This window comes from Streptomyces sp. NPDC093064, from assembly GCF_044754605.1.
Classification (GTDB): Bacteria; Actinomycetota; Actinomycetes; order Streptomycetales; family Streptomycetaceae; genus Streptomyces.
The window spans coordinates 163,658-181,450 of sequence record NZ_JBIVPK010000009.1 but is presented as its reverse complement, the minus strand read 5'-3'; the positions used below and the strand labels follow the sequence as shown (position 1 = coordinate 181,450).

At 71.9% G+C, this 17,793-nt stretch carries 14 protein-coding genes; 8 read left to right on the top strand and 6 right to left on the bottom strand.

Annotation, left to right across the window (positions count from 1 at the left end; all coding sequences use genetic code 11):
• The first annotated feature begins 143 nt into the window (after positions 1-143).
• The 3 genes from ACIQFZ_RS14190 to ACIQFZ_RS14180 all read left to right on the top strand — a co-directional run bounded on the left by ACIQFZ_RS14190 (position 144) and on the right by ACIQFZ_RS14180 (position 4,333).
• The gene (locus ACIQFZ_RS14190) at positions 144-3,098 is read left to right on the top strand and encodes a BTAD domain-containing putative transcriptional regulator (RefSeq protein ID WP_402691308.1); all 2,955 of its coding nucleotides are present in this window, start codon (positions 144-146) and stop codon (positions 3,096-3,098) included.
• 183 nt (positions 3,099-3,281) lie between these two features.
• A complete protein-coding gene (locus tag ACIQFZ_RS14185) occupies positions 3,282-3,404 on the top strand; it encodes a hypothetical protein (protein ID WP_402691307.1) in 123 nt (40 codons plus the stop codon).
• Positions 3,405-3,589: 185 nt separating this feature from the next.
• Positions 3,590-4,333, top strand: coding sequence for an endonuclease domain-containing protein (locus ACIQFZ_RS14180; protein ID WP_402691306.1), 744 nt, complete (start codon positions 3,590-3,592; stop codon positions 4,331-4,333).
• 127 nt (positions 4,334-4,460) lie between these two features.
• Here the strand turns inward: ACIQFZ_RS14180 and ACIQFZ_RS14175 are convergent, their stop codons facing one another.
• From ACIQFZ_RS14175 to ACIQFZ_RS14165, 3 genes are all read right to left on the bottom strand, one after another.
• Positions 4,461-5,054: a hypothetical protein gene (locus ACIQFZ_RS14175; RefSeq protein ID WP_402691305.1), complete on the bottom strand. Its 594-nt coding sequence runs from the start codon at positions 5,052-5,054 to the stop codon at positions 4,461-4,463.
• 183 nt (positions 5,055-5,237) lie between these two features.
• On the bottom strand, positions 5,238-7,592 hold the full coding sequence (locus ACIQFZ_RS14170; RefSeq protein WP_402691304.1) for a PQQ-binding-like beta-propeller repeat protein: 2,355 nt from the start codon (positions 7,590-7,592) through the stop codon (positions 5,238-5,240).
• Between the two features lie 189 nt (positions 7,593-7,781).
• A complete protein-coding gene (locus ACIQFZ_RS14165) occupies positions 7,782-8,507 on the bottom strand; it encodes a VOC family protein (protein ID WP_365418866.1) in 726 nt (241 codons plus the stop codon).
• A gap of 134 nt (positions 8,508-8,641) precedes the next feature.
• Here ACIQFZ_RS14165 and ACIQFZ_RS14160 point away from each other — a divergent pair, with 134 nt between their 5' ends.
• A complete protein-coding gene (locus tag ACIQFZ_RS14160) occupies positions 8,642-9,274 on the top strand; it encodes a TetR family transcriptional regulator (RefSeq protein ID WP_383056412.1) in 633 nt (210 codons plus the stop codon).
• Between the two features lie 914 nt (positions 9,275-10,188).
• Here the strand turns inward: ACIQFZ_RS14160 and ACIQFZ_RS14155 are convergent.
• Complete coding sequence (locus tag ACIQFZ_RS14155; RefSeq protein WP_365435423.1) at positions 10,189-10,860, bottom strand: hypothetical protein; 672 nt, start codon at positions 10,858-10,860, stop codon at positions 10,189-10,191.
• 171 nt (positions 10,861-11,031) lie between these two features.
• Here ACIQFZ_RS14155 and ACIQFZ_RS14150 point away from each other — a divergent pair, with 171 nt between their 5' ends.
• The 4 genes from ACIQFZ_RS14150 (at position 11,032) to ACIQFZ_RS14135 (ending at position 16,279) form a co-directional block, all read left to right on the top strand.
• Complete coding sequence (locus ACIQFZ_RS14150; RefSeq protein WP_383056287.1) at positions 11,032-12,243, top strand: HupE/UreJ family protein; 1,212 nt, start codon at positions 11,032-11,034, stop codon at positions 12,241-12,243.
• A 145-nt stretch (positions 12,244-12,388) separates the two neighbouring features.
• The gene (locus ACIQFZ_RS14145; protein WP_402691303.1) at positions 12,389-14,365 is read left to right on the top strand and encodes a fibronectin type III domain-containing protein; all 1,977 of its coding nucleotides are present in this window, start codon (positions 12,389-12,391) and stop codon (positions 14,363-14,365) included.
• Between the two features lie 91 nt (positions 14,366-14,456).
• The gene (locus ACIQFZ_RS14140) at positions 14,457-15,584 is read left to right on the top strand and encodes a WxL protein peptidoglycan domain-containing protein (RefSeq protein WP_402691302.1); all 1,128 of its coding nucleotides are present in this window, start codon (positions 14,457-14,459) and stop codon (positions 15,582-15,584) included.
• Positions 15,585-15,613: 29 nt separating this feature from the next.
• Positions 15,614-16,279: a pyridoxal 5'-phosphate synthase gene (locus tag ACIQFZ_RS14135; protein ID WP_402691301.1), complete on the top strand. Its 666-nt coding sequence runs from the start codon at positions 15,614-15,616 to the stop codon at positions 16,277-16,279.
• A gap of 6 nt (positions 16,280-16,285) precedes the next feature.
• On the opposite strand, the gene ACIQFZ_RS14130 is transcribed toward ACIQFZ_RS14135, so the two are convergent.
• Positions 16,286-17,149, bottom strand: a complete 864-nt coding sequence (locus tag ACIQFZ_RS14130; RefSeq protein WP_402691300.1) for a GNAT family N-acetyltransferase — start codon at positions 17,147-17,149, stop codon at positions 16,286-16,288.
• Between the two features lie 40 nt (positions 17,150-17,189).
• Positions 17,190-17,792, bottom strand: a complete 603-nt coding sequence (locus tag ACIQFZ_RS14125; protein ID WP_365417239.1) for a GNAT family protein — start codon at positions 17,790-17,792, stop codon at positions 17,190-17,192.
• Between the last annotated feature and the right edge of the window lies 1 nt (position 17,793).

Sequence of the window (17,793 nt, the reverse complement as noted above, 5' to 3'; positions counted from 1 at the left end):
AGAACGTGCGGAGAGGTTGTGTGGGCCGTGTGTCGTGGGTAGTGCGGGGCTGTGATCGCGGTCTCGGGAGCTGACGCATCTGCCGTGAACAAGGCAAACTGGCTCTGATTGTTGACGGTTCGGCAGGGGGCCAGGGGGCAGCAATGGAAGGTGTACCGCGGGTGCCTGAGCAGCGGGGTCCCGCGCGATCGGGGACACTGCGCTTCAGCGTGCTCGGTCCGGTGCGAGCCTGGCGCGGTGAGCAGCCCCTCCCCACCGGATCCCCGCAGCAACGCGCCCTGCTGGCCGCGCTGCTGCTGCGCGAGGGCCGCACCGCGACCGCGGCCGAGCTGATCGACGCGCTGTGGGGCGAGGAGCCACCGTCGCAGGCGCTGGCGGCGGTGCGGACGTACGCCTCCCGGTTGCGCAAGGCGCTGGACCCCGGGGTGCTGGTCAGCGAGTCCGGTGGATACGCCGTGCGCGGGCCGGGCGAGGGCGCGCTGGACCTGGCCGACGCGCAGGAGCACGCGGCCCGCGCCGACAAGGCCCGTTCGGCCGGGGACCTGTGCCGGGCGCGCGAGCTCCTGCGGCGGGCGCTCTCCCTGTGGGACGGGGAACCGCTGGCCGGCGTGCCCGGTCCGTACGCGGAGGCGCAGCGGGTGCGCCTGGAGGAGTGGCGCCTGCAACTCCTGGAGTCCTGCCTGGACATGGACCTCGAACAGGGCTGCCACGCGGAGGCCGTCTCGGAGCTGACCGCGCTGACGGCGGCGCACCCGCTGCGGGAGCGCCTGCGCGAGCTGCTGATGCTGGCGCTGTACCGCAGCGGCCGGCAGGCGGAGGCGCTGGCGGTGTACGCCGACACCAGACGCCTGCTGGCGGACGAGCTGGGCGTGGACCCCCGCCCCGGACTGCGCGAACTGCAACAGCGCATCCTCCAGGCCGACCCGGCCCTCGCCGAGCCGTCCTCCCCGGTGGCCGAACCGGCGGTGGTCGCGGTGCGCCCCGCGCAACTTCCGGCGACCGTGCCGGACTTCACGGGCCGCAGCTCCTTCGTGGCCGAGCTGAGCGAGGTGCTGGCGTCGGCCGAGGGGCGCGTGATGGCCGTGTCGGCGCTGGCCGGGATCGGCGGCGTGGGCAAGACGACGCTGGCCGTCCACGTGGCCCACCAGGCGCGGGCCGTCTTCCCGGACGGACAGTTGTACGTGGACCTCCAGGGCGCCGGCCCGAGAGCGGCGGAACCGGAGACGGTGCTGGGGTCCTTCCTGCGTGCCCTCGGCACGGCGGACTCGGCGATCCCGGACTCCCTGGAGGAACGCGCGGCCCTGTACCGGTCGGTGCTGGACGGCCGCCGGGTCCTGGTCCTGCTGGACAACGCGCGGGACGCGGCCCAGGTCAGGCCCTTGCTGCCGGGGACGGAGGGGTGCGCGGCCCTGGTCACGTCCCGGGTGCGGATGGTGGACCTGGCGGGCGCGCACCTGGTGGACCTGGACGTGATGAGCCCCGACGAGGCGCTGTCCCTGTTCACGAGGATCGTGGGCGAGGACCGGGTGGCGGGCGAGCGCGAGGCGGCCCTCGACGTGGTCGCCGCCTGCGGCTTCCTGCCCCTGGCCATCCGTATCGCGGCGTCCCGGCTGGCGGCGAGGAGGACCTGGACGGTCTCGGTCCTGGCGGCGAAACTCGCGGACGAGCGGCGGCGGTTGGACGAGCTCCAGGCGGGTGACCTGGCGGTGAAGGCGACGTTCGAGCTGGGCTACGGCCAGTTGGAGCCGGCCCAGGCCCGGGCGTTCCGCCTCCTGGGCCTGGCCGACGGCCCGGACATGTCCCTGGAGGCGGCGGCGGCCGTACTGGACCTGTCGGTGGACGACACCGAGGACGTGCTGGAGTCCCTGGTCGACACGTCGCTCCTGGAGTCGGCGGCCCCCGGCCGCTACCGCTTCCACGACCTGGTCCGCCTCTACGCCCGCGCCTGCGCGGAACGCGACGAACACCCGCCGGGCGAACGCGAGGCGGCGATGTCACGGCTGCTGGACTTCTACCTGGCCACGGCGGCCGGCGTCTACGCAATCGAACGGCCGGGGGACCGGCTGGTGGATCACCTGGAAAAAACGGCGTTTCCAGGCCTGCGGTTCAGCGATCGCCATGCGGCACGAGACTGGTTGTACGCGGAGGCCAACTGCCTTTTGGCCTGTGTGAGTCAGTCGGTCGGCAACAGCGGACTGCGCCGAGCCGTCGACCTGCTCTGGGCCGCGAAGGACCTGGCCGAGTCCGGTGCGAACGGCCTCGGCTACGGAGCAGCCGCGACAGCGGCCCGCGAAGCCGCGCAGGCCCGCGATGACGGCCGTGCCGAGGCCAGGGCGCGCATCACGCTGACCGAGGCACATCTGGTGGCCGGTCGCTTCGCGCAGGCCGACGAAGAGGCCAGGCATGCGGCATCGTTGATCGCCGACTTCGACGACGCGGCCCTGAACTGCTGGGTGCCGAATCACTGCGGCGTGATCGCGGTCTATCGGAACCGCCACGACGAAGGCGCCGCCTTCTTGCGGCAGGCCATCACCAACTTCCGCGTGGACGGGAACCTGGCGGGCGAGGCGAGCGCGCTGTGCAACCTCTCCCGGTCACACCTCGCCATGGGAGACACCGCGATCGCCATCGACCTCGCACAGCAGGGCGTCGACATCTACGACCGTCTGGGCCACACCCTGCGCGGTGCGAACGGACGCTACGCTCTCGGGCTCGCTCTGGCGCAGGCCGAGGAACTCGACGAGGCAGCAGAGCAGTTCACCCAAGCGCTCGGCGGATTCCGTGAAAGCCGACAGCGGCTCTGGGAGGGCATGACGATCTTCCGCCTCGCCGAGGTGGGTCTCGCCAAGAACAGGCCGGCGCAGGCCGCGGCCCTCGCAGAGCAGTCCCTTGCCATGCTGCGGGGAATCGGTGGCGACTGGCGTCGCGGCAACGTGCTGACCCTGCTGGGAAAGGCACTTCACCAGGTCGACCAGGTCGACCGTGCCAAAGCCTGCTGGCATGACGCGCTGTCGCTCTACGAGGCACTGGGGGCTGCCGAGGCGGCCGACATCAAGGAACTGCTTCTTCCCACGCGCACTGCCCAAAGCGTCCGTTGAGGCGTTCATCGTTTGTTTATGCCCTTACGGCACTCTCGTCCTATCAAGCCGTCGCGTCGGGGGGCAGACGGCTCGAATCGGGCCCGCCGCTAGGGTGAGCGGTCCCTACCAGTCCGTCCGGCGGCCCTCGGGGGAGTCGCCGGACGGGCCTCACGACCACAGAGCCACAGGAGTTGAACAACGATGGCGGAAGCGAAGAAGTCCGACGGCACCGTCAAGCCGCTCGACACCCACATCACGGACGCCCCGCTGAAGGACGACACCGTCAAGCCGCTCGACACCCACATCACCGACGAAAAGGCCTGACGGCCCTAACAAACGGGGGATCGGCCGCGGTGGCACCGAGGGGGAGCCACCGCGGCCGAAGTGTGTCGGCAGGTTCCTGCCAATTCCTGACGCGGGCGCTTCGAACTCAGGGCTGGGTCCGGCTGTATGCCGGTGCGTGGGCGGAGCCGGGAAGTGCCCCGGCCCTCGCCACACGGCTGCGGGCTGTGCAACTCGTCAGGCCACGACTCGTCGCCAGCCACGGCTCGGCAGCCGCGCTCTGGCGGATCGAAACGCTGGGCAGCAGCGCCGGAGCAACGCTGGAGTTCATCGACCCCGGACGCGCCGTGCACGGCAATGAAACGGGCGTGCGGGTGCATCGCATGCTCCTGGAGCGGGCCGAGGTGGTCGAGGGCTTGCACGGCCTCCGGTTCACCAGCGCGCGCCGCACGCTCACCGACCTCCTCCGGGCCGGCCCAAGGGACGACGCGATCGTCGCCGTGGACTCCGCGCTCGGGTATCGGAAGGTCGACGGTGCCCGCCGTCCACCGCTCACCGGCATGGCCTCCGTCGAGGCCACTCTGAAGGCCCGCTCCCGGGGTACGGCGCGGGCGAGAACCTGGCTGCTGCTGTGCGACCCACGCGCCGGTTCGCCGGCCGAGACGATCGCCCGGCTGCGCCTGCACGACGCCGGTCTCCACCCTGAGTCGCAAGCCGAGATCATCACCCCGGCCGGACGCCGCGTGCGCCTCGACTTCCTCTTCCGTGAGGCGGGACTTGCCGTGGAGATCGGGGGATACGCCTATCACGGCACCCGCGACTCCCACCGCCAGGACATCGCCCGCTTCAACCAGGTGCTCCAGTGCCCCGAGGTACGAAGCCTCCTCCGCTTCACCGCCGAAGACGTCTTCCACCGCCCATCGTTCATGATCGAGCAGATCCGCACAGCTCTGTCCACGAGCGCGAGGTAACTGCCCACAGGCAGAGCAGCAATTGGAGGATTTGGGCCAACCCACAGACCCGCGACCCCAGCTCACAGCTCCCAGCGGTGGCCCAAATCCTCCACTTGCCTCTCCGGACTTGGCCGGCGGCGGCCGCTCAACTCCGGGGCGAGGCCGTGGGGTCTGGTTCGCAGCGGGCGGCCGAGGGCAGGAAGGGTTCGCCGAGGGGTACTTCGGTGGTGGCCTTGCCCTTTGCGGGTACCGAGACCACCGGGGACGAGTTCTTCAGGAGTTGGGTGCCCTCGGTGTCGTAGAGGGTGACCCAGGCCTGGAAGTCGGCCTTGCTGTCGTTGGGGTTGGTGACCTCGACGGTCGCGTACGGCCTCTTCCGCGTCGCGCAGCCGATCAGCCTCACCGTGGCGTCCCGCAGGCCGCGGCTCTTGCCGGTGCCGCTGGGGGAAGTGGGTGTGGAGCGGTAGCCGGGACGGCGGTTGTAGGTGCCGCTGGTGCCGCCGGTGCCGCTGGTCCCGCCGTCGTCGTCCGAGTCGCCGTAAGAGCCGCTGGACGAGCCGCCGTACGGGCCGCTGGATGTCGAACTGTCGTGGTTCTGGTGCGAGTTGCTGCACCCGCCGCCACCGCCGCCGCCGTGTCGGCTGCGCCCGTGCCCATGTCCCTCGGAGAAGCCCGTCAGCGCGAGTACCACCACCGCCGACACCGCCGTGAACCTGATCCTGCGCCCACGCGTCTGCATGCGATCACCCTATCGGCGTAGCGGCGGCTCACCGGGACTCGCGTGGCGACGAACCCGCACGCCGAGTAGCGTCATCCGCGTGAGCGGTGACGAAAGCATCGCTGACCAGGACCGACGGCCGTCGTCGGAGGCCCTTTCCGTGTATCCCGTACGACGGCCGTCACCACACCGCCCTGGCGCGGATCAGGTGGTGCGGACGGTGCCCGTCCCCTTCTCCGCGTCCAGGGCGTACACGCAGCGGTCCTTGCTGCACGCGTACACGACCCCGTCCCTGACCACCGGGGAACCGGTGATCTCGCCGCCGGTGGCGAGCTTCCAGCGCAGCCGGCCGTCGTCGGCCTTGAGCGTGTACAGCAGGTGGTCGGTGGAGCCGAAGTGGATACGGCCCTCGGCGACCGCCGGGGAGCCGACGATCTCGCCGCCCGCCTGGAAACGCCACTTGGGCGTGCCGGTGACCGCGTCCAGGGTGTACAGGCCCCTGCCGCTGCCGACGTGGACGTGCCCGGCGGCGACCAGGACCGGGGCGACGGAGGCGCGGGACTCGGTGGCGATGCGCCAGCGGTCGCGGCCGTCGGTGGCGTCGAGGGCGTAGACGGTGCCGAGGTAGTCGGCGAGGTAGATGCCGCCGCCGCTCACCGCCGGGCCCGGCGCGAAGGCCGGCGGGCACAGGAAGACCGCGGGGGCCTCGAAGTGCCAGCGCACGTGGCCGCTCGCCACGTCCACGGCGAGCACACGGGCGCCGGCGCAGATGTAGACGTAGCCGTCGGGGGCCGGGGTGACGCGCACCGGCACGCCGCCGCAGGAGGCCGCGTCGCCGATCGGGTAGGACCAGCGCTCCTCGCCCGTGCGGGCCTCCAGGGCGCGCAGGCGGGCGTCCTGCCAGACGTACACGGTGCCGTCGTGGACGACGGGGCCGGCCTCGGGGGACTCGAAGTCGGTCTGGCAGCCGGCGATCTCCCACAGCTTCTGGCCGCCGGCGGCCTCCCAGGCCTGGACACCCCCGCCGCGGGTGCCGGTGACGACGGTGCCGCGGTCGGCCGTGAGGGAGTACACCCAGGAGTCCGTCTGCAAGCGCCACAGGTCGGCGCCCTCGCGGGCGTCCAGGGCGAACAGGGTGGGCCCGTCGGAGGCGTGCACCCGGCCGTCGGCGACCGCCATGGACCAGGCCACGTCGCGGGTCTTGAAGCGGCGGCGGCCGGTGGCCACGTCCAGGGCGTGCACCTCGAAGGAGGTGACGTAGACGAGGTCGTCGACGACGGACGGGGTGCCCCAGACGTCGTTGGACATACGGAAGCGCCACGGCCGCCAGCCGGCCGGGGTCTCCGGCGGCGCCGGCGGCAAGGCCGGTACGGCGGGTACGGCGGGGTCGGCGCCGTTGACGCCGGGGTGCGGTCTGGACCAGGTGGCGGCCAGGCCCGCCTCGGGCGGGGGCGCCTTGACGGCGGCGGCACGGGCGTCGGCGACGCGCGGACCGGGACCGATCGGCACCTGGGCGCCGGCCAGCCGCACGGGACCGGAGTCGGGGACGCCCACCGGCGCGGGCCCGGGCGGCGCCGGTACGGCCGGGCTGTGCGAGGGCGGGGGCGGTACGGGGAGCCGGCCGCCGCCGCGGGGGCCGGGCGCGGCGGGCTGCACGGCCAGGCGGCCGCCGCGGCGGGACTCGATGAGGCCGACGGCCGGCTCGGGCAGCCAGGCGGAGGCCGTACCGCTGTCGTCGGAGCCGGAGCCGAACAGATGGGGGGCGAGCTGGGCCTGGAGGTCGGCCGGCTTGGGCCGGCCGGTGGCCTCCATCTGCATGCACGACTCGATCAGCGGACGCAGCTCGTCCGGGAGCCCTTCCAGGTCGGGGCCCTCGCGCAGCAGCATGAAGACCGTCTCGACGGGGTTGGCGCCGTGGAAGGGCGGATGCCCGGTGGCGGCGAAGACCAGCATCGAGCCGAGCGAGAAGACATCGCTGGCGCCGGTGACGCTGCGCGAGTCCTTGGCCTGCTCCGGGGACATGTACGCGGGGGTGCCGACGGCGACGTTCGTCATGGTCAGCCGGGTGTTCGAGACCCCGGAGGCGATCCCGAAGTCGATCACCCGCGGCCCGTCCTCGACGACGAGGACGTTGGACGGCTTCAGGTCGCGGTGGACGAGCCCGGCGCCGTGGATGGACTGAAGCGCCTCGGCGACGCCCGCCGCCAGCCAGCGCACCGCCTGGGCCGGGAGCGGACCGCACTCGGTCACTATCTCCTCGAGGGAGGGCGCCGGGACGTAGGCGGTGGCCAGCCACGGCACCGCGGCGCGCGGGTCGGCGTCGACGACCGCGGCCGTGTAGAAGCCGGAGACCGCTCGCGCGGCCTCCACCTCACGTGTGAAGCGGACCCGGAACAGCTGGTCCTCGGCCAGCTCGGTCCGGACCGTCTTGATCGCCACGCGCCGGCCGGACGCCGAGCGCGCGAGATAGACCAGCCCCATGCCGCCGGCACCCAGCCGTCCCAGCACCTCGAACGGCCCGATCCGCCGCGGGTCGTGCTGCGTCAGCTGATCCACCACTTGCCTGCCACCTCCCCGTACGAGCCGCGCCACCCACATATGTACGCGACCCAAGTGCAGCGTCTCACCACCGCACCGCCGCGGCGGCACGCACCCTGATTCTTCCTGTCCGGCGCACAGGTTGCGAACCCGGCGACACATCGGGATGTCATGCCGCAAAACCCCCTCTTCCCGGCTGGGGGGCGGAATTCACCTCTCCAGTAGGGCGAAGGACGCCCCCTGATTGTCGGCGACGACGGCGACGGTTCCGTACGACGTCCCGAAGGGCGGCACCTGCACGCGCCCGCCGAGCCGGGCCACCGCGCCGAGGGCGGCCTCCGTCTCGGCGACCCGGAAGTGGACGAGGAAGTGCGGCGGCATCTCGGGCGGGAAGACGTCGGAGACGGCGGACCGGCCGAAGTCGGGCTCGGCACCCGGCCCGAACAGGGCGTCGTGGAACAGTCCGCCGTAGAAGTCGTTGGCGGCCTCGGTGTCGCGGGCGTAGAGCTGGGCCCAGGCGAAGGTGCCCGGCTCGTGGCGCCTGCCGAAGCCCTGGTGGCTGTCCGGCTGCCACAGCCCGAAGACGGCGCCCTCGGGATCGGCGGCGAGGGCGGCCGTGCCCAGGCCGTCGACCCGGGCGGGCGGCGTCACGACCTGCCCGCCGGCAGCCCGGATCCGCTCGGCCAGCGCCCGGGCGTCCGGGGTGGCGAAGTACACCGTCCAGACGGTGGGCATACGGCCGTCCGTCTTCGGCGAGAGCGCGGCGACGGGCTCCCCCTCCAGCCGGGCCGGTACGGATCCGCCGTACGTCTCCTCCGCGAAGCTCCACCCGAAGAGCTCACCGTAGAACCGCTTTCCCGCCTCGACGTCGGGAAGCTGCGCGTCCACCCAGCAGGGGATGCCCTCTGTGCTCGCGGATGCCCTGTTTTCGGCCATGTCGCCAAACTAGCCGGGTCCCGTGCGACCCGCAGACCAGGCACACCAGCCTCTCTGAGCCCACGCACCCCATTTGCACTCGGCCGAATCGCGCTCCGATCACTGCTCGGTAAGCTGACGACATGACAGGACAAGTGCGTACCGTCGACGGCCGCGTGGCCGGTCGACGTGGGCAGGCGACCCGGCAGAAGCTGCTCGACTGCCTCAGCGAGATGCTCAGCTCCTCCCCCTACCGGGACGTCAAGGTCATCGATGTCGCCAGGAAGGCGGGCACTTCGCCCGCGACCTTCTATCAATACTTCCCCGACGTCGAGGGCGCCGTTCTGGAGATCGCCGATCAAATGGCCGCCGAGGGCGCCGGATTGGCCGAGCTGCTGGAAGGCCGGTCGTGGACCGGCAAGTCCGGCTGGCAGACGGCGCAGGAACTCGTGGACGGGTTTCTCGAGTTCTGGCATCGCAACGACGCCATTCTGCGCGTGATCGATCTCGGCGCCGCCGAGGGCGACAAGCGCTTTTACAAGATCCGTATGAAGATCCTGAACTCCGTGAACAACTCCCTGACGGACTCGGTCACCGAACTCCAGTCCAAGGGACGGGTCGACAAGGATGTGAATCCGGCCGCGATCGCCGGTTCGCTGGTCGCGATGCTCGCGGCGGTCGCCTCGCACCAGAAAGGTTTCGTCTCGGGGGTGAAACAGGCCGACCTGAAGCCGAACCTGGCGCTCCTGGTCCACCTGGGCGTCACCGGCAGGAAGCCGACACGATAGCCCGCGCCCCGGCCTCGGACTCCCTCCAGGCCCCAAGTCCTGTCAGGCAGGCGGCGGTCCACCCAAGTGGACCGCCGCCTGCTGCGTTGGGGGGAGAACCGAACCACGCGGGGCGGGCCTGGAGCCGGCCGGGCTTGGGGGCGGCAGGGCTTGGAGACGACCGGGATTGGAGACGGCCGGGATTGGAGACGGCCGGGATTGGAGACGGCCGAACCTAAAGGCGGCCGAGCTTGGAGGCGACCGAGCCCAGCGACGGTCGGGCCCAAAGGCGGCCGAGCCCGGAAACGGTCGGACCCAAAGGCGACCGGGTCTGAAGGCGGCCGGGTCGGAGACGACCAGGCCCAGCGACGGTCGAACCCGAAGACAGCCGGACCCAGCGACGGTCGAGCCCAGCGACCGCCGCGCTCAGAGGCGGCCGGACCCAGCGACGACCGGGCCCTGAGACTGCCGGACCCGAAGATGGCCGAGCCCAGCGACGGTCGAGCCCAGCGACGGCCGGACCCACGGACAGCCGAGCCTAGAGACGGCCGGACCCAGCGACGGTCGAGCCCAAAGGCAGCGGGACCCGAAGACGACCGAGCCGACGACGGCCAAGCCCGAAGACAGCCGGACCCGAAGACGACCGAGCCGACGACGGCCAAGCCCGAAGACAGCCGGACCCGAAGACGGCCAAACCCAACGACCGCCGAGCCCGAAGACAGCCGGACCCGAAGACGGCCAAACCCAACGACCGCCGAGCCCGAAGACAGCCGGACCCGAAGACAGCCGGACCCGAAGACAGCCGGACCCGAAGACGGCCGGACCCGAAGACGGCCAAGCCCAGCGACGACCGAGCCCAGCGACCGCCAGGCTCAGAGACGGTCGGCCCTGAGGCGGTCGGGCGCTGAGGCGGTCGGGCCCTGCGGTGGTCGGGGCTAGGCGTGGTCGAGCCAGAGCACGATGCCCGTCAGGTTGTGGAGGACGGCCGCGACGCCCGCGCGGACGGCGGCCGCGCAGCGCCCGGCGGTGAACGACTCCGGGTCGTACGTCGAGGACATGCCGAGGCCCTCGCCCCGGAACGACGCACCCGACCAGTCGACCGCCGTCACATTGTGGGTGGGCTCGGCCAGCTCCGCGCCGACGACGAGGAACTCCTGCGACAGATGGCTCGCGGTGACCACGGTGAGGGGATCGACGAGATCGTTGCCCGCGCTGATGACGAGGTCCGGGCCCATGTCGATGGCCCTGCCGATGCCGGGAACGAGGTCGTGGGGGCCGTCCGCGGTCACCGTCCTGAGATCGACGTGCTCGCTCGCGGCCCAGTCCTCGACCGCTGACGCCAGGGCCCTGGTCGGACGGTCGTCGCCCGCGGTGAGCAGCACCACGCGGTAGCCCTTCGGCGGGTGCACCCCCTTCCAGGAACCGGGCCGCGGCGTGACCGTGGCCTCCGGGGTGGGCGGGGCGGAGGGGTCGGTGAACCCCGCGCCGAGCATGCCGACGGCGGTGGGCTTCGCGTGCGGCCGTGACCAGTCGTCGCCGGAGCCGCATCCGGCGACCAGCGCGGCGACCGCGGCCAGCGTGGCAACGGCCCGAAGCGGGGAGCGCAAGGCGATCGTCCTCCGAGTGATGAGGGGGTGCGCCGCCATCCTGCTATCCCGGTCACCGCAGGTCGCCTCCGCGAGCGCCGTTGCGGGGCTTGTTTCTCAACGGTTCGCCGATGGGCCGGAGTTTGTTCACCGGTGACATGCACCGTGCACGGGAAACCTCAAGGAGCCACCATGTCATCACGGATCCGCCGCGCCCTCGTCGGGATCATCGCGGCGGTGATCGCTTTCCTGAGCCTCGGGCAACCGGCCTCCGCCCACGGCTTCTCGTCGGTCGTGTACGTCCACATCACGAACGGCGACGGCGGCCGCATACGCACGGTGCTGGAGCTGGAGTACGACCTCTTCGTCGTGTCCGCCGCCGACGCCGAGCACGACGATCCCCTCTTCCGGGCGGGCACCGCCGCGTTCGAGGCCGGGGACACCGAAGGACAGGCGGCGGCGCTCGACTCCCACGCGAAGTCGGCCGTCAGGTACGTCACCGAGCGCTTCTCGGTCGGCACCGGCGGCAAGGCCTGCACACCGTCCCGGGCCGGCGACTTCACGATCGGCCGGCGTGAGGGCGTGCCGTACGCCACCCTGCCCCTTGAGTGGGCCTGCCCCGAACAGGGCGGCGACCCCGAGGTGCGCAGCACGCTCTTCCCCGACTCCGAGGGCTATGTCCGCGGCACCCGGACGATCGCCACGTACGACCTCGCCGGCCTCTCCGGCAGCGCCGCGCTCGACGCCGACCATCCGTCCTTCTCGATCGGCCAGTCGTGGTACGAGCGGTTCTGGGAGTTCTTCCGCCTGGGCGCCGAGCACCTGCTGACCGGGGTCGACCACGTCCTGTTCCTGCTGGCGCTCATCGCCGGGTCCCGCCGCCTGCGCGAAATCGTGCTCGCGGCCACGAGTTTCACCCTGGCCCACTCGGTGACGTTCCTGCTCGCCGCCCTCGGTCTGGTGCACGTGCCGGAGCGGATCGTGGAGCCCGTGATCGCGCTGTCGATCGCCGTCGTCGCCGGCTGGCACCTGTGGCGGCTGCCGCGGCGCGGCGACCGGGCCGCCGCCCTTCCCGACCCGGCGGTTGAGGGCCCGTTGGGCCTGGACCGGGCCGGATGGCTGCGCCTCGGCGTCGTGTTCTGCTTCGGTCTCGTGCACGGCCTGGGTTTCGCGGGAGCGCTGGGGATCGACGAACCGTGGTCCTGGACCCTGCTGTGGTCCCTACTGGTGTTCAACGTCGGTATCGAAGCAGTGCAGTTGGGAATCATCGCGATCGTCTTCCCGCTGCTGGCGCTGCTGTACCGCCGTGCGCCGAGGGCAGGCCTCTGGGCGACCGGCGCACTGTGCGCGGGCGTGGCCGCCATGGGCCTGGTGTGGTTCGTGCAGCGGGTGCTCGAAGGCTGAGAACGGCCGAGAGCGGCCGAGAACTGCCCAGGTCTACCTCGAAGTTCAGCCAATCCCAAGATCACATTTGCGATTGATTTACCAAATCCGGAGACCTTGATGGCCTCCATTCCATGCACCTCCGTGCACTAAAGGAACGAATCTGATGATTTCGAGACCCTCCTCGCCGGCCTCCGGGTCGGCGCGGCGCCGCGTGGCCACTGGTGCCGCCGCGGCATTCCTGGGCCTGACCGTGGCCCTCGGCAGCGGCCTGGCCTCCCCCGTCCAGGCAGCCGAGACCAGCACGTTCACCGGCATCATCCTCGGCGTCGGCGCCAACGAGTCCCAGCGCACCGTGACCTGGTACTCCTCGGCCGACACCACGCAGAAGGTCCAGCTCGCCCCGGCGGCGCAGCTCGACAACGGAGGGTTCCCGGCCTCCGCCACCGTCTTCGACGCTCTCGGCGGCGAGAACATCTCCACCAGCGGCGGCTACAACCGCCACGCCACGCTCACCGGCCTCCAGGAGCACACGGCCTACTCCTACCGGGTCGGCTCCGAGGGCAACTGGTCCTCGACGTACACCTTCAAGACGCAGGACTTCAAGGGCGACTACGACTTCCTGTTCTTCGGCGACCCGCAGATCGGCTCGTCCGGCAACACCGCCAAGGACCAGGCCGGCTGGCAGGACACCCTGGACGTCGCGCTCGGGGCCAACCCGGACTCCGAGCTGCTGGTGTCGGGCGGCGACCACGTCGAGACCGCCAACACCGAGTCCCAGTGGAACGCCTTCCTCGCCCCCGACCAGCTTCGCCAGTACCCGTGGGCCGCCACCATCGGCAACCACGACGTCGGCGGCAAGGCGTACGAGCAGCACCTCTACACGCCGAACACCGACCGCTCGGCGCCGCTGTACTCGAACGGCAACCCGGCTTCCAACTCGTCGGGGGGCAACTACTGGTACATCTACAAGGATGTGCTGTTCATCGACATCAACAGCAACAGCTACGCCACCAGCCAGGGCGGCGGCGGCGACGCGGCGCACATCAACTACGTCACGGACGTCGTCAACAAGCACGGCTCCGAGGCCAAGTGGAAGGTGCTCGTCTTCCACCACGCGATGTACTCGCCGGCCTCGCACGCCAAGGACTCCGACGCCAAGGTCCGCCGCAACGACCTGCCGGCCGCCTTCTCCAAGCTGGGTGTCGACCTGGTGCTGGCCGGCCACGACCACGCCTACTCGCGCAGCTACCTGCTGAAGAACAGCGAGAAGCAGAACAAGGACGAGCAGCCCGGCGCCGCCGACGTGTACCCCGGTCCCGGCGGTGTGCTGTACGTGACGGCCAACTCGGCCTCGGGCTCGAAGTACTACGGCATCACCAAGCCGGACAGCAGCGGCACGAGCGGCGCGGGCAACGGTGCCGACCCGCTGAACCCTGGCAACTACTGGTTCAACTCGGTCCAGAACCAGGAGAACGTCCGCAGCTACGTCAAGGTCAAGGTCCGCAACGACAAGCTCGTCGTCGAGAACCTGCGCAGCGGCACCTGCGCGGCGCCGAACGCCGCGGTGGAGCTCAGCCAGGTCTCCTGCACCAACACGCCCTCCGGTCAGCCGGTCGGCTCGGTCGTCGACAAGGTCACCGTGCACCCGTACCACGGCGACGGCCAGGACATCCAGGTGAACGTCCCGAACGCGGCCCCGGGCGAGTTCGGCTGGACGATCGACGGCTACAACGGCCTGGTGGACCTCGGCACCGCCAAGGAGCACGACGGCGACTACTTCCAGGCCGGCGGCAAGATCAACCCGATCCTCGTGTCGGACAGCCGCCGCTCGCTCGCCCCGTGGTCGGTCTCGGCCAGCGTGGGTGACTTCAAGGACGCCGACAAGGTGTTCTCCGGTGCCTACCTCGGCTGGACGCCGAACGTGCTCCAGGACGGCGCCGGCGCCAAGGCCAGCGGGGAGGTGGCCTCCGGCTACGACGGCGGCACGGGTCTGTCCGTCTCGCGCGGGCTCGGCTGGGCCGACCAGGGCCACCCCAAGGGCAAGGCCAAGCTGGGCGCGGACCTGGATCTGAAGATCCCGGGCAGCGTCGACAAGGGCGCCTACCGCGCCACCCTCACGATCACTGCGCTGAGCAGCTGACCGTAACCGCTTGACCTGGGGTGGGCACCTTCCGGTGCCCACCCCCCTCCGCTCGCCCCAGACCCGCACCAGACCGCCCGAGGACCCCGAGATGCCCCTGCCCGCAACGCGCCGGAAGACCACGGTCACGGCCCTCGTCCGTACCGCCGCCCTGACCCTGCTCATGGCCTTCACCCTCACCGGGCTGCGGGCCACTCCGGCCGCGGCGGCGGGCGGCGACGTCACCTGGACGGTCAGGACGGCGCCGAACAGCTACGGTGCCGACCGGTCCAGCTTCAGCTACGCCGTGAACCCCGGTGGACGCGTCGAGGACGCCATGGTCGTCTCCAACCGCGGCAAGTCCCCGCTCACCCTGGCCGTCTACGCCGCCGACGGCTTCACGACCGACACCGGCCAGCTCGACCTGCTCACCAAGGACAAGAAGTCCGTCGGCGTCGGCGCCTGGGTCAACGCCGACCGCAGGAGCGTCGTGCTCCGGCCCGGCAAGTCCGTCCAGATCCCCTTCACGGTCACCGTTCCCGGCAACGCCACGCCCGGCGACTACGTGGGCGGCGTCCTGACCTCGCTGCGGCAGTCCGACGAGGCCGAGGGCATCAACGTGGACCGGCGCCTCGGCATCCGGGTCAAGCTGCGGGTCGGCGGCGACCTCAGGCCGAACCTGGCGGTCGAGAACCTGCGCGTGGACTACTCCGGCTCGGCCAACCCGTTCGCCGCCGGCGACGCCACCGTCACGTACACGATCCACAACACCGGCAACGCCATGCTCTCGGCCGGGCAGACGGTGTCGGTCGCGGGCCCGTTCGGATGGCTGCGGACCGAGGCGGGCAAGATCCCCTCGCCGCCGGAGCTGCTCCCGGGCGAGAGCTGGAAGGTGAAGGTGCCCGTGCACGGCGTGACGCCCGGCGTCAGCCTGACCGCGACCGCCACCCTCACTCCCCTGCTCACCGACGCGTCGGGCTCCACCACCTCGCTCGATCCGGTCCGGGCCACCGCGCACGGCTGGGCCGTCCCTTGGATGCTGCTGCTGATCCTCGTCCTGCTGATCGCGGTCATCGCCGGCGCGGTCGTCCGCGCCCGTCGCGGCCGGGCCCGGCGCAAGCTGCGCGAGGACGCCCGCGTGCGGGACGCGGTCGAACAGGCGCTGCGCGACAAGCAGGCGACCGAAGACGCCCCGGAGGCCCAGCAGGCCCTGGAGGCCGAGGAGGCCCAAAAGAGCTGAGCTCCGGCGTCGGGGGCGATACTCGGGGCATGGAACCGGATCTTCACGAGCTGCTGGCGTCACTTCGCGTCTGGGACCCGGAGTTCACCGAACTGCCCGCCCTCGACCCCGCGACGGCACCCGCCACCCCGCTGCCCCTCTTCGCACGGTGGCTGGCGGAGGCGGCGGCGGCCGGGCAGCCCGAGCCGCACACGATGTCGCTGGCGACCACGGACGAGGAGGGCCGGCCGGACGTCCGCATCGTGATGCTGCACGGCGCGGACGCCGCGGGCTGGTCCTTCGCCACCCACGCCGGCAGCCGCAAGGGCCGCCAGCTGGCCGCCTGTCCGCACGCCGCCCTCGCCTTCTACTGGCCGGTCCGGGGCCGCCAGGTCCGCGTCCGGGGCCCGGTCACGGCCGCCCCGCCGGAAGAGGCCCACTCGGACCTGCACGCCCGCTCGACAGGCGCCCTGGCCGCCGCCCTCACCGGCCACCAGAGCGAGGTCCTGGACTCCCTGGACGAGCTGACCCGCGCCTCGGAGTCGGCCTGGGAGCGGGCCCGGAGCGCCCCGGACACCGAGGTCCCCTCCTGGACCCTCTACCGCCTCCAGCCCACCGAGGCCGAGTTCTTCCAGGGCGACGCCCAGCGCCGCCACGTACGGCTCCGCTACAGCCGCACACCGGACGGCTGGGCCCGCGAACTGCTGTGGCCCTGACCCGGCTCAGCCGAAGTCGTACATCGCGAAGTCGGACACCGGCCGGTAACCGATGCGCTGGTAGAGGCCGTTGCTGGTCGGATTGGCGAGATCGGTGAACAGCAGCACCTCCTCGGCCCCCGACTCCAGCGCCGCCCGGCTGACCTCGACCGTGACGGCGCCCGCGTACCCGCGCCCCCGCAGGTGCGCCGGCGTGTAGACCGCGACCACCCGCACCTGCCCGGCGACCTTCGGAGACATGCCCGCCATGGCGACGGGCGTCCCGTCCGAGTCCCTCCAGAACATCACGTCACCGCGCCGCACGCGCTCGTCCGCCCAGTACTCCGGGTCCTGGGCGCCCGGCTCGCCGATGGCGGCGGAGAACTCCTCGAACCACCGTGCCAGTCGTTTCCGGTCCGCCTCGCCCGCCACCCTGGCCCGCCCCGGCGGGACCGGCTGCGGCACCGTCAACTCGCCCAGCCGGTAGAGCCGCATCCGCTGCCGCAGGCGTACCTCGGCGCCGGCGATCCGACGCCAGGCCCCGGCGAACGCGGCGGCGGTGTCGCGGTCCGCGGTGACACCGGACACCCCGCGTCCCTCATCGGCCAGCCGCGCCGCCAGCACGGCGGCCTCCTCCTCGGTCAGGGCAGTGAGGAGGAGCGGATGGGGCGGCGTGCGGAGGAAGGCGGCGCGCACGCCCGCCCCGTCCTCCCCGGCCAGCACGCCGAACTCGGGGTCGGCGTCTCCGTAGGGCCGCGCGCCGCTCGAGCGCAGATTCTCCGTCACCGTCAGGTGCACGGTGTGCGGTGCGGGCCGTGAGCGGAGGAACTCCCCTGCGCGCGCCAGGAATTCCTCGACGTCGTCGGTCAGGTACCAGTCGTCGGAAGGCATGCCCCATGGTCCTGTCCACGGCCGTCCGGCGCCTCCTAATTTACGGGGCGTCCGGCTCCGGATCCGTGGCCAGACGCGCGTGCAGGTGCGCGTCCCGGAAGGCGTCGCGGCGTCCCGACTCGAAGATCGCGCCGCGCATCGTGCCCTCGTACCGGAAGCCGCAGCGCTCGGCGACCCGGCAGGACGCCCCGTGCCCGACGGCGTGGTCCAGTTCCAGCCGGTGCAGGCGCAGTTCGCCGAACCCCCAGCTCGCCACCAGCTTCAGCGCCCGGGTGGCGACCCCGCGTCCGCGGGCCTCGGGCAGGACCCAGTAGCCGATCGCCGCGACGCCGAGCCGTGGGCGGATGTCGTTGACGCCGATGTGCCCGAGCGTCGTGGCGCTCCCGGCGTCCGCGATCACGAAGGACGCGCCCGAGCCCTCCCGCGCACGCGCGGCCCGTGCCCGCAGGGAGTCGCGGGCGCCGGTGAAATCCGTGACGGGCACGAGCGGTGTGTTCCAGCGGCAGAACTCCGGGTCGGTGATGCCGCGCAGCCACGCCCGTACGTCGGCGTCGGACTCCGGGTCCCACGGGCGCAGCAGCAGCCCGTGCCCCGAGGTCCGTACGGTCGCGAGGTTCCCGGGGTCACGAAGGTCGGCGGTCACC